Origin of the sequence: Roseobacter sp. HKCCD6576-2 (genome assembly GCF_013179285.1) — a bacterium.
In the GTDB taxonomy this organism is placed as follows: domain Bacteria; phylum Pseudomonadota; class Alphaproteobacteria; order Rhodobacterales; family Rhodobacteraceae; genus Rhodophyticola; species Rhodophyticola oceani.
Map to the genome: position 1 here is coordinate 572168 of NZ_WVNW01000002.1, position 12366 is coordinate 584533.

The following is a 12366-nucleotide window of genomic DNA, read 5'->3' on the forward strand; positions in this document are numbered from 1 at the left end:
CGTCAGCCATGCAGCGGCAATGCGCCTTCGGGTCGCCGAAACCGCTCTCTTGGGATTTCGGCCACCGCCTGGATCTCCAACAGCAGGTCGGGATGATAAAGCGCCGCAACCTCGACGGTGGTCGTCACCGGATAGGGCGCTGTGAAATAGGCGGCACGGAGCGCCCCCATCTCCACAAACCCGCCAAGATCGGTGGTGTATTGGGTGAGCGAAACGACATCGCTCAACCGGCCACCGAGGGAGGCCAGCAAAGTCTTGATGTTCTCTAGAACCTGCTTGGTCTGCTCCGCCATATCGCCCGCGCCAACGATCTCACCGTCTTGATCAAGCGCGACTTGGCCTTTCAGGTGCACCACCTGCCCCTCTCCGGCGATAACCACCTGAGAGAAGGCGCCGAACGGCGGCCAGATACCGTCAGGGTTTACGCTTTCGGCCATATCTCTCCCTTGTCAGCGGCCTCGGAACAGCCCGCCCAAAACGCCCCGCACCAGGGCCTGCCCGGATCGTGTGCCAAGCTGCCGGGCGAAGCTTTTGGCGAAAGTCGTGCCAATGCTGTCGCTGCGGCTTGAGCGGCGCCGGGTCGCGGCAGGTTTCGCGCTTGAGCGACTGACCCGACTGCCGGAATACCGTCGCCCGGCGCGGAATTCCCGCTCGGCGGCGCTCTCGGTCTCTTCTTCCTTGGCCTCGGCCTCTTCGGCTTCCTTGGCGGCGTCCTCGGCGCGTTTCGACAGCATCTCGAAGGCGCTTTCCCGATCCACCGACGCCTCATATTTGCCGGCCACGGGCGACATGCCCATAAGGGCAGCCCGGGTCGCATCGGCAATCGGGCCAAGTTGCGACGATGGCGGGCGGATCAAGGTCCGTTGCACCACGCCGGGGATGCCTTTGCGCTCCAGCATCGAGGTTACGGCTTCGCCCACGCCGACCTCGCGGATCGCGTCTTCCGTATCGAAATCGGGGTTTTCGCGATAGTTCTCCGCCGCCTGCCTCAGCTCGCGCCGGTCCTTTGCTGTAAAGGCGCGCAGCGCGTGTTGCACGCGATTGCCAAGCTGGCCCAGGATGTCTTCCGGCACATCGGCCGGGTTTTGGGTGATGAAATAGACCCCCACGCCTTTCGAGCGGATCAAACGCGCCACCTGCTCGACCTTATCGACCAGCGCTTTCGGCGCGTCGTCAAACAGCAGATGGGCCTCATCGAAGAAGAAAACCAGCTTCGGTTTGTCCGGATCGCCCACCTCGGGCAGGGTCTCGAACAGCTCCGACAACAGCCAAAGGAGGAAGGTTGCATAAAGCCGCGGGGCGCCCATCAGCTTGTCGGCGGTCAAGATATTGATCCGGCCATGCCCGGCCTCATCGGTCAGGAAGATATCGGATAGATCCAGCGCCGGCTCGCCGAAAAGCTGATCACCGCCCTGCCCCTCCAACACCAACAGCCGCCGCTGAATCGCGCCAATCGAGGCGGTGGAGACATTGCCATAGCGCAGGCTCAAATCCTGCCGGTTTTCACCGACCCAGACCAGGAGCGCTTGTAAATCCTTCAGGTCCAAAAGCGGCAGGCTCTGCTCATCGGCCACACGGAAGGCGATGTTCATCACCCCCTCCTGCGCCTCGGAGAGTTCCAACAGCCTTGACAGTAAAAGCGGCCCCATCTCAGACACTGTGGTGCGCACCGGGTGACCGGCCTGACCATAGAGATCCCAAAACGTTACGGGGAACGCGCGATAGGCATAGTCGGCGAACTGTATGGTCTCGGCCCGCGAGGTAAACGCCTCATGCAGCTTAAACTCCGCCGTCCCGCTCGCCCCAAGGCCCGACAGATCACCTTTCACATCCGACAAAAACACGGGAACGCCTTGGGCGGAAAACATCTCGGCTAGAATTTGCAGCGTGACCGTCTTGCCAGTGCCCGTTGCGCCGGCGATCAATCCGTGGCGATTGGCGTATTTCAGAAGAAGGTGCTGCGGCTCGGCATAGTCCGTGCCGCCACCGCCGATAAAGATGCCATCACTCATATGTCTTGCCTGTCCCAAAGGTTTTTCTGTCATCACAATACATTCTTAACCATTCGATGCCAGTCTCGTGGATGTGCCCGCCCATCTGTGACGGGCGGTATGTGTTTCCTCCCTGTTGACTGGCCGCGCCCCTTTGTTGGGCGCGGTTTTTTCTGCGATTGTGGCCCATAGAAAAACTATCATATCGGCTGTTGACCTGTGAGGATTGCTGGACTAGCGTCACCGCCACAACGTCGGCCAGTCCGACAGGGAGAGAAAATAATCTAGGAAAGGGCTCGTCACTCGGGCCCTTTTCTTATTGGTGCAGGCGTTGAAGCGCCATTGCCGCCGCGGCACACATTTTGCCCCTGACAGCGGCCTTTTCCCATGCTAGCCAACCACCGATATACGCAGAGCAACCTGCAAAAGGACATGTTGAAATGAAACCCGCATTGCCCCTTATTCCCGCCCTTCTGGCCCTTGTGCTTGCAGGCCCGGCCTTCTCGCAAGACACCGCGACAGATGGCGCGGAAGACGCCGCGGTCGAGACCGATCCGACAATTGATCCGCAGACGGGCCTGTCCTTGGGCACGCCGGTGGAAGACCCCAATGGCATCGGCAGCACCTATATCTCCGCCACCCATGGCGCTTGGGAAATCCGCTGCATTCGCGTTGAAGAGGGGCAGCCTGAACCCTGCCAGATGTATCAGTTGCTGAGCGATGAAGGCGGTAACCCCGTAGCGGAGTTCAACCTCTTCGACATCCCGGATGAGGGCAACGTCATTGCCGGCGCGACGATTGTCACACCGCTGGATACGTTGCTGCTGCCGCAGCTGCAGCTCAGAATCGATAGCGGCCAAGCGCAGCGCTATCCATTCAGTTTCTGCCAACAGATCGGCTGTTTTGTCCGTCTTGGCCTCAGTGAGGCTGATATTGCCGCGTTCCGCGCAGGTGCAAACGCCGTTGTCAGCATCGTGCCCCTGCCCGCTCCCGATCAGGTTGTGGAGTTGAGCGCCTCGCTGACGGGGTTCACCGCCGCCTATAACGATCTGATCGAACGATCAGCCGCGTTTGAAGCGCTGCAAGAATAGTAGGATTGAAATCAACGAAAGGCCCGCCAATTGCGCGGGCCTTTTTTGTTAAGGCGCCGCGCGCAGGGCCAGAACAGCATTGAGACCGCCAAATGCGAAGGCATTCGATAGCACGGCCTTAACTTTGGCCTCCCGGGCCTCATTCGGCACAACGTCCAGCGCGCATTCCGGGTCCGGCTCTTCATAGCCAATCGTTGGGGCAATCACCCCGTCCTTCAAGGCCATGACACAGGCCAGAAGCTCAACCGCTCCGGTCCCACCAATCAAATGGCCATGCATGGACTTGGTCGAGGAGATCATCAATTCATCGGCGTGATGGCCGAACACATCTGCGACGGCGGCGCATTCGGTCTTGTCATTGGCCGCCGTTCCGGTGCCGTGGGCGTTGATATAGCAAATATCTTCTGGCTTCAGCTTCGCATCCCGCATCGCGCCCGAAATCGCCCGTGCGGCGCCTTGTTTCGACGGCATCACGATATCGGCGGCGTCCGAGGTCATCGCGAAGCCAACCACTTCCGCCAAGATTTCGGCACCCCGCGCCTTGGCGTGTTCATATTCTTCAAAGACGAAGACAGCGGCGCCTTCGCCTTGGACCATCCCATTGCGCGTTGCTGAGAACGGGCGGCATGCGTCTTTCGACATCACCCGCAACCCTTCCCAGGCTTTGACCCCACCAAAGGTCAACATCGCCTCTGATCCACCAGTGACCATCGCGTCGCAAATGCCCGTCCGGATCATCTGAAACGCTTGACCCATCGCATGGTTGGAGGACGCACAAGCGGTCGACACGGAGAAAGACGGCCCTTTGAGATTGTATTCCATGCTGACATGGCTGGCCGCCGCATTGTTCATCAACTTGGGCACGACAAACGGGTGAACCCGGTTTTTACCCTCTTCATAAACGGTCCGATAATTCTCATCCCAGGTGTTCACACCGCCCGCCGCCGTGCCAAGTACCACGCCCGACCGCGCCGCCAATTCGCCGGTAAAGCGGAGGCCCGACTGCTCCAGCGCTTCTTTCGTGGCGATCAAGGTGAACTGCGTGAAGCGGTCATAAAGAACGATCTGCTGCCGATTGAACAGCGCCTCGGGGTCATAGTCTTTGACCTGCCCGCCAATCTTGACCGACAGCCGGTCCACATCGCGCAGCTCCAACTCGGCAATGCCGCAGCGCCCTTCGCGCATGGCCTCGAGTGTCGAGGGCACATCCTGCCCCAGAGCGTTGATCGTGCCCTGCCCGGTAATGACAACCCGTCTCATTTTTGGTCGGCCACCAGCCCCTCAACCGCCTTCACAATTGCCGCGACGCTCGAAATATCGAAATCGCTCTGATCCGGCTCATTGGCATTGAACGGCACCTGAATATCGAAGGCTTCTTCTATCGCAAAGATCGACTCGACCAGGCCGAGGCTATCGATACCCAGGTCTTCGAGTGAGTTATCGAGAGCAACATCGCCAGGCTCCAACACGGCCTGCTCCGCAATAATCGCGATCACTTGGTCTTGAACGCTATCGGCCATCTGCTCCGTCCCTCGGGGTCTTGGTTTCACCCGATCACTTAGTCATTCTGGTCGCGCTTGAAAACGGCTTTCTGCAAAGCATCCACGGTCTTCATGACGCGGGGCAAACGGCGCATGGCTTTATAGATTTCAACCTGCGTGTCCATTTTCACCGCCGGCGCGCCCATCAACATGCGGCCCGCAGGCACATTTGAGTAGATTTTCGTGGCGCCCGCCGCGACGACGTCATCTCCGATGGTGATATTATCGGAGAGGCCACATTGCCCGCCCAACACGACGCGGTCGCCAATCACGACCGAGCCCGCGCTGCCCACCTGACCACAGATCAGACAATCGCGCCCGATCCGCACGTTATGTCCGATATGCACCAGGTTATCGAGTTTGGTGCCATCGCCGATTTCGGTATTCGAAATCGTGCCTCGATCAATCGCTGAATTGGCCCCAATCTCCACATCATCGCCGATGGTGACGGAGCCAAGAGAGTGGATACGGGTCCAGCTTTGCGCCTCGGCGGGGGCGTCGGCTTTGCCCAAGCTTTCGCGCGCCGTCTCGACAGTGGATTTCTCCGGTGTGACAAAAGAAAAGCCGTCGCCGCCAATCACCGCGCCGGGTTGGATAAAGACCCGGTCTCCAACACTGACCCGTGCGCCGATCCGCGCGCCTGCGTGGATCACCGCGTCATCGCCAATCACCGCGCCCGCACCGATGCTGACATGTTCGGCGATCTTCGCGTTCGCCCCGAGCGTCGCTCCCGCTCCGATCACCACAAAGGGCCCGATCGCAGCGCCGTCCCCGATCTCGGCGCTCGGATCAATGACCGCGGTTGCATGGTGTCCTGGCGCAATCTGCGGCCCGGCATCCATCGCTGTCGTCAGCCCGGCCAAGGCATAGCGTGGGCGCGACACGAGAATCGCTGCCTGCAAGCCAAGCGCCTGCCAGTCTGTGCCAGCGCTCAAAACCGCAGCGCGGGCCTGCCCTTCAGCCAAGCCGTCGATGAACTTCTCGGACATTGCCAAGGCAAGCTGATCGGCACCGGCCACCGTGGGCTCCGCCAAACTGGTCACCTCAAGATCAACGGCGCCGAAGGCTTCCGCCCCAAGCGCCGCTGCAATCTCTTTAATTGTATGGCTCATGCCCGCCGCCCTACGAAATCCGTGCGGCGAGAGGTTTAGCTGGTGACAGCCCGGACCGCCACCCCTGCGTCTTGCATTGCCCGCCAGAGCAGCGCGTTCCGGCCATAGACGTCATCGCGGTAATTCACCCGGCCTTCTGGTGTGATCCAGGCGGTCCAATAGACCAGATGCACCGGCACCGGGTCTTCTAGATTCACCCGGGTTTCCTGCCGCGAGGCGCGGATTTGGCCATAGAACCCCCGCGGATCGGCCTCTTGCAGGGCAAGCAGATGATAGGCCAATTCCTGGGGGCGATGCACGCGGACGCAACCGTGGGAATAGGCCCGCACTTGCCGGTCGAAGAGGTTCCGCGACGGCGTATCATGCAGATAGATGTTCCACTGGTTCGGGAACATGAACTTCACTTCGCCAAGCGCATTGCTGTTGCCCGGTGGCTGGCGCAGATCGAAGGGGAAATTCCGGTTGGTGTATTGGCTGAAATCGATCCCTTCGCGGCTCACCACACGACCGCCCCGCATCAGCTGCAGATGCCCCGCCGCGGCGGGGTTGGCCCGCATTTGCGGCAGATACTCGCCAACCGTGATCGAGCGCGGCACGTTCCAGCTTGGGTTGATCACGATGTGATCCATCTCGTCAGAGAATTCCGGCGTGCGGCGATCGCTGTCGCGATGGCCCACCACAACCCGGGTCTCAAAGCTCACCTGCTCCCCATCAATCACATAGGCATGGAAATCGGCGATGTTGACCAAGATATGACGGTCCCCCCGCTCGCGGTTCATCCAGCGCTGCCGTTCCATCGCGAGGATGATCTGTCCAAGACGTGTCTCAACCCCAACGTTGATTTCGGCCAAGGTGGCCGCTCCGGCCTCGCCATCTGGTGTCAGCCCATGATCGGCTTGGAACGCCTGAACGGCGGCCTGCAACACCCCGTCATAGGTCGCGGTGGCGGACCGCTCGAGATAGCCCATCGCCATCAACCGGTCGCGCAGCGCAATGACACCCTCACCACTGTCGCCCATTTCAAGTGCACCGGATTGTACGGTCGGCCCCCAGCCACCGGCACCCAACACGCGCTCCAGGCGCAATTTTTCGCGCATCAAGCGGACATATTCCGGGTGGCTTGGCGGCAGGTCACGGATGAACTCATGGGGGTTGGCCGAGACGAACTGAGTGATCTGCTCCAGCGGATCGCGGCGCGGCAAATCCTTAACGATATCGGCCACCACGTCGTCGGGCTCCAACATACCGGACTGCACATCGCGAGCGTATTGCAGGAACATGTGCGAGGCGAGCACCTCGGCCTGACCGCGCGCATAGGGGTTCGTGGCGTCACGGAAGGTTTGGCGTAACAGGTCCGCGTCATAACGCGATGCCGGCAGCCCGTGATCCTCAACCCGATCAAGCGCCGCCAGAAGTGCGTTGCGCCGCTCTGCCGCGTCGCTGGTGGTCCAAATCGGCTCGAAGTTCCGCTCCCGATAGAATGCCGCCAGAGCTTCGTCAGAGGAAGCCGCCTCAGCAATAGACTGACGAAGCGCCGTGTGGTGATGCGCCGCCGCATTTTGCGGCAAAGCCAAGACCAGCAGCAGGGCAAATCCTGCAATCCAACCGGTCAGTGTCATAGAAAATTTTCGTGTCATCATAATCAAATACCTGTTCGTGTCGCGGATCACGCCCTCGTGACCACCCTGCCGCCTGCGCCCTTATCCTGTCTATTCACAAAATCGCAAGCCTCTTGGAATAAAGCAAGAACATAGAAAACTGTTCCCCGACTGCAACGGCCGAAATTGATCTCGGCTGCCTCGCAGATTGGACGGCGATTCTGCCACAGCTTGGCGAAATATCGCCGAAATCCGCGACCAATTGGCCAAAAGGGAAGAGTGAGACTTTAAGATTTGTCTCGTTTGTGTCATGAACACCACATCTGTGGGGATGGATACGCGAGATAGCCGCAAAAAAGCGGCATGATGTGCGACGGAACGGGCAGAAGACGAGATGGGGCACAGACTTCAATGACAAAATCAGCGTTTACGCGGCGCGCGTTGTTGCGCGCTTTCGCGGCCACCACTGTAACGGCCGCACCGGTTATGGCGAATGCATTTGGCTTTCTGCGCGGCGCCGGCGATATCCGCAAACTGGCCATGTATAATGGGCGCACCGGCGAAAGCCTCGATATGATCTACTGGATCGATGGCGATTATGTCGGCCCGGCCCTCGACGAGATCAACATTCATATGCGCGACTGGCGGCGCAATGAAGTCCGCACGATCGACACGCGCACGATCGACATCATGGCCGCTGCCCATAATCTGCTGGAAACATCCGAGCCCTACACCCTGCTCTCCGGCTACCGCTCGCCAGCAACCAATGCGATGTTGCGCTCCCGGTCGCGCGGTGTGGCGCGGAACTCTCGCCATATGCAAGGTGAAGCCGCCGATCTTCGGATCAATTCGCGCAGCGTGAGCCAGATTGCCCGCGCTGCCGCAGCGTGTAACGCAGGCGGCGTTGGCCGCTATTCCGGGTCCAACTTCGTCCATATGGATTGCGGTCCGGTCCGGACCTGGGGCCGCTAACCCGTCTCTCACAACACAATCCCTTGATCTGGCCCCGTTTTGCGGGGCCTTTCTGTGTTTGACGATTGGACATTGCGTGCCCTGCCCCCATATCTTGGCCCAACGCCGATGACTTGGAGGAACCCCATGACCGCCTACGCTAAGACAGACGAGGCCCTCGCCAAGCTGAGCCCAGAAGAATATCGGGTGACACAGGAAAACGGGACCGAGCGCCCGGGCACCGGCGCGCTGTTGAACAACAAAGAGCCCGGCATCTATGTCGATATCGTCTCTGGTGAGCCGCTTTTTGCGTCCGCTGATAAATATGAAAGCGGCTGCGGCTGGCCCAGCTTCACCAAGCCGATCGAGACCGCCCATATCAATGAACTCCGCGATGTCTCCCACGGGATGATCCGGACCGAAGTGCGCTCGACCCATGGCGACAGTCATCTGGGCCATGTCTTCCCGGACGGGCCGCAGGATCGCGGCGGCCTCCGCTACTGCATTAATTCCGCCTCGCTCAGGTTTGTCCATCGCGATGAGATGGAGGCCGAAGGCTATGGCGCCTATCTCGACCAAGTGGAGGATGTGGCATGAGCGTGCGCGCTGTTTTGGCCGGTGGTTGCTTCTGGGGCATGCAGGATTTGATCCGCAAGCGCCCCGGCGTTTTGAAAACGCGAGTCGGGTATACCGGCGGTGACGTCCCCAATGCGACCTATCGCAACCACGGCACCCATGCTGAAGGGATCGAGATTATCTACGATCCGGCGATTGTCAGTTACCGCGAGTTGTTGGAACTGTTCTTCCAGATCCATGACCCAACGACGCTGAACCGTCAGGGCAATGATATCGGCCTCTCCTACCGCTCCGCGATTTATTATGTCGATGAGGATCAACGGCAGGTCGCGCTGGATACCATCGCCGATGTGAACGCCTCCGGTCTCTGGCCTGGGCCAGTTGTGACGGAACTCGAACCGGTCGGCGATTTCTGGGAAGCCGAGCCGGAGCACCAGGATTACCTGGAGCGCATTCCGCATGGCTATACTTGCCATTTCATCCGGCCCGATTGGGTCCTACCCCGTCGCGAGACGGCGGCCGAATAACCAAGATGGGCCGGGGGTCACACCTCTGGCCCATCCCCGTCATCGTCATCAGCGCGCGGCGCATGTTTCGCCTGCGCCCATCTGTTGAGCCAGGCCAGCCCGGCCAGCAGCAGGCCGAGTGCCAAAAGCGAGAAGACCCGGATCAAGCCGCCAAGGCCCGAGATATCCACCAAGAAAACCTTTGCAATCGCGAGTCCCAGGACCAGAATCCCGGCGCGGCGCATCAACGCAGCCCCCCGCGCCAAGGATTGGTAGAAGAGTCCACCACCGATCACCAGCAGCACGATGGTGTAACTGTAAAGCTCGCCCTGCCCCATGCCCGGCAAGGCCATGCCGTCCGCGCCCTGCCAAAAATGTCGGATCGCCAGAAAGAGCCACACCATCGCGGGCACCAAGGCAATTGCAGCCAGCCCAAGGCGGATGTTTTTCGGCAGGGACGTCAAGCGCCAAGCGCCGAACCCAAGCACAAGCGCGGGCAGCAGATAGCCGAGGATCAGCGAGTTGATCAGGACCGGCCCCAAGACACGCCCATCTCCGACCGCCCAAAGCGGATTATAGGACACGATGCCGAGCACCATTGCCGCCGCCGCAATGGTGCCAAATATCCCGGCCAAGATAAGACGCAGTGTATAAAACGGGCCGCCAAGTTGCAGCCTTCGCGCCTGCGTAAGCGCCAAGACAAGCCAAATGACCGCGTGAAGCCCCGCGGACCAATGGGTCGTCACCGCATCCACACCCGCCGCATCGCGCACAAATCGATAGAGCAGAAGCGAGATCAGCACGCCGCCGGTGGACCACGCCGCGCTGTCCAACAGTATGCGCATCTGCATCCTGTCCCGGTCGCGCAGCAGCCAAAGCCCGCCGAGGAAACCCGCAAATGCGCCGAGATAGGCCAAGACGACCTCCGCGAGCGGAGCCGTTCGCGCCCAGTCGAGACCCGGATCCACAATCAAGCGATATCCAATCGCCCCGATGCCAATGGTGACGAACCACGTCATGAGAGGCAGATTGAACCGGCGATCAAGCGCGACCGCAGCAACCACGGTGACCACAAAGGCCAACGTCAGCGCCACGTCACTGAAGATGATCACAAAGGCAAAAGACAGCGCCGCGAGCGACGACAGCGTGGCAAAAGACACCCGCAATCGATCCGCGCCATCCGCCCGCGCAAACCGCTCGGCCAGAAGGACCATCACCCCCGCAATCGCGGCGGCATGAAGCGCCCACGGATACGCACCGATGACCTCGGCAGGACGCCAGGTGAGCTCCAGAAGGATTGCCATGACCGGCGCGTAAAGCGTTGCGGCCCCGCCCCAGATCACTTTGTACCGCGATGCCGTCAGCGCGCGCCACCCAAACGTCGCGGTGATCAGCATGGCGATCCCAACCAACCATGTGACGGTTAAAGGCATCCCGGCTTCGGCATTTTCGGGAATGGTTCGAAAGGCCCGGCTCACCACCCCGCCTTCGGACTGCGCAACGGACATCAAGAGCAATGTAACCGCCGGAACAGCCACGAGATCGGCCAAGGCTTCTGCCCCCCGCGCCCAGATCAAGAGGGCAAGCGTGATGACCGTCAAAACACTAATGATCAGCCAAAAATCGGCGGCGGTACTTTGATCGATCAGCGCGATGAAGCCCGTGCTCGCAACAACCGCGCCGCCGACGATATAGGTCGGAAACTCGGGGAACTTGGACGAGGCGCTGGCTCGGATTATCGCCTGCAAACACATTGCCCCGGCATGGGTCGGGATGAGCCGCAAAGGTGGGATCGCGATCGCCGCAAGCATCAGACCAACAAGATAGATCACATAGGGCACCGTGGTGACTGGCGCAGCGCTTGCTTGCACCATCCACCCCGCACCATAGGCCATCACAAGCGAGACCACAGTGACCCAGGCCCAACGCCGGATCGCATCCACCGCGAGCCCGACCAATGTGACCACCGCAAAATAGCCGAAGAGCCAGGAGGGATTCTCGCTCGATCCGCCGACCACGAAAGGCGCGGCCATCGCACCGATGATCCCGACACCCGCCAAGAGCGGACCGTAGAACCAGCCGAGTATTATGGCCACGGCCCCAACCGCCATCATCCCGACCAGCGCCATCTCGGGCCCAATGAGGTCATAGAGAACGCGAGCCGACAAAATGGCGGCAAACAGGGTCACGATGCCCGCACCAGAGAAGGTCGAGGGGAGATACGCCGTCGTGGCGGCTTCATCATCGCCATAACGTCGGCGGATCACTTCGCCCGCGGCGATCAAGGCCGCTCCGAACGCAAGGGCCGCCAAGACGCGAACAGGTGGCGGCAACAGACCTTGCTCCATCCCGTATTGCACCAAAAAGACACCGGCCAAGGCCAAGGACAGGGCGGAAACTGCGTAGAACCAATTCTCTTTCAGCCAATCCCCGAAACGATTTCGCCGCTTGTCCCGCACAATCGCGGACAGCGACTTGGGCTCGGAGGGTGCTGGCGGCAGCGGCGTCGATGCAGGCGGCACATCGGGGGACGACGGACGAGACGCCCTGCCCCCCTGCCATGGGCCCGACGCCGGTGGTGTCTTGACCGCCTCCTCGGCAGGATCCGCAGGAGGGGGTGTGGCGACCGGTGAGGTCGTTTCTGCGTCCGCGGCCATCGTCTCAGGAACCGCATCCTTTTGGCGCGGCACTCCGTCTAGGTCGGCCCATTGCCGCTCCAGATCGGCAACCCGCCGCGTCAAGCGCGCGTTGGCGACCAGGAGATAAACGACCGCAAAGGGAATGGCCAAAACGACCAAGCCGAGTAGGACAAAGAAACCTTCCAAAACGCACCTGCTCAGGAATTAAACCAATCTATCAATTGGGTAGCGGTTCCATCCTGCGAAACAAGAGCTAATCTTGCGCAATGGAGGTTTCCCGTAGGTTTGCTGCGGTGGCCGCATAATGCGGTTAGGAGCAAATAGCTATCGGGATCAACGTGACCGCGCCTTGGCAGCAATC

Annotated in this window: 11 protein-coding genes; 4 read left to right on the forward strand and 7 right to left on the reverse strand. The window is 60.5% G+C overall.

What is annotated here, in order from left to right; genetic code table 11:
- Window positions 1–2: 2 nt before the first annotated feature.
- Together GTF44_RS09870 and GTF44_RS09875 are read right to left on the reverse strand one after the other, a co-directional pair.
- Window positions 3–437 carry a RidA family protein gene (locus GTF44_RS09870; RefSeq protein WP_171559762.1) on the reverse strand — a complete coding sequence of 145 codons (435 nt, stop codon included), beginning with the start codon at window positions 435–437 and terminating at the stop codon, window positions 3–5.
- Window positions 438–449: 12 nt separating this feature from the next.
- A complete protein-coding gene (locus GTF44_RS09875; RefSeq protein ID WP_171559759.1) occupies window positions 450–2012 on the reverse strand; it encodes a helicase HerA-like domain-containing protein in 1563 nt (520 codons plus the stop codon).
- Between the two features lie 419 nt (window positions 2013–2431).
- On the opposite strand from GTF44_RS09875, the gene GTF44_RS09880 reads away from it, so the two are divergent.
- On the forward strand, window positions 2432–3082 hold the full coding sequence (locus GTF44_RS09880; protein WP_171559756.1) for an invasion associated locus B family protein: 651 nt from the start codon (window positions 2432–2434) through the stop codon (window positions 3080–3082).
- Between the two features lie 48 nt (window positions 3083–3130).
- Here the strand turns inward: GTF44_RS09880 and GTF44_RS09885 are convergent, their stop codons facing one another.
- From GTF44_RS09885 to GTF44_RS09900, 4 genes are read right to left on the reverse strand one after another with little or no spacing between them, the layout of a single operon-like run.
- Window positions 3131–4342, reverse strand: a complete 1212-nt coding sequence (locus GTF44_RS09885; protein ID WP_171559753.1) for a beta-ketoacyl synthase — start codon at window positions 4340–4342, stop codon at window positions 3131–3133.
- Window positions 4339–4602: an acyl carrier protein gene (locus tag GTF44_RS09890; RefSeq protein ID WP_145208745.1), complete on the reverse strand. Its 264-nt coding sequence runs from the start codon at window positions 4600–4602 to the stop codon at window positions 4339–4341. Before GTF44_RS09890 ends, GTF44_RS09885 begins: the two co-directional genes overlap by 4 nt.
- Window positions 4603–4640: 38 nt before the next feature.
- The gene (locus GTF44_RS09895) at window positions 4641–5735 is read right to left on the reverse strand and encodes a UDP-3-O-(3-hydroxymyristoyl)glucosamine N-acyltransferase (protein ID WP_171559750.1); all 1095 of its coding nucleotides are present in this window, start codon (window positions 5733–5735) and stop codon (window positions 4641–4643) included.
- Window positions 5736–5770: 35 nt separating this feature from the next.
- On the reverse strand, window positions 5771–7354 hold the full coding sequence (locus GTF44_RS09900) for a murein L,D-transpeptidase (RefSeq protein WP_253261206.1): 1584 nt from the start codon (window positions 7352–7354) through the stop codon (window positions 5771–5773).
- Between the two features lie 390 nt (window positions 7355–7744).
- Between GTF44_RS09900 and GTF44_RS09905 the strand changes: the two genes are divergently transcribed.
- From GTF44_RS09905 to msrA, 3 genes are all read left to right on the forward strand, one after another.
- A complete protein-coding gene (locus GTF44_RS09905; RefSeq protein WP_171559745.1) occupies window positions 7745–8305 on the forward strand; it encodes a DUF882 domain-containing protein in 561 nt (186 codons plus the stop codon).
- 126 nt (window positions 8306–8431) lie between these two features.
- Window positions 8432–8881: a peptide-methionine (R)-S-oxide reductase MsrB gene (gene msrB, locus GTF44_RS09910; protein ID WP_145208737.1), complete on the forward strand. Its 450-nt coding sequence runs from the start codon at window positions 8432–8434 to the stop codon at window positions 8879–8881.
- Window positions 8878–9387, forward strand: a complete 510-nt coding sequence (gene msrA, locus GTF44_RS09915; RefSeq protein ID WP_171559742.1) for a peptide-methionine (S)-S-oxide reductase MsrA — start codon at window positions 8878–8880, stop codon at window positions 9385–9387. Before msrB ends, msrA begins: the two co-directional genes overlap by 4 nt.
- Before the next feature lie 17 nt (window positions 9388–9404).
- Here msrA and GTF44_RS09920 read toward each other — a convergent pair whose 3' ends face one another.
- A complete protein-coding gene (locus GTF44_RS09920; RefSeq protein WP_171559740.1) occupies window positions 9405–12191 on the reverse strand; it encodes a DUF2339 domain-containing protein in 2787 nt (928 codons plus the stop codon).
- Window positions 12192–12366: the final 175 nt, after the last annotated feature.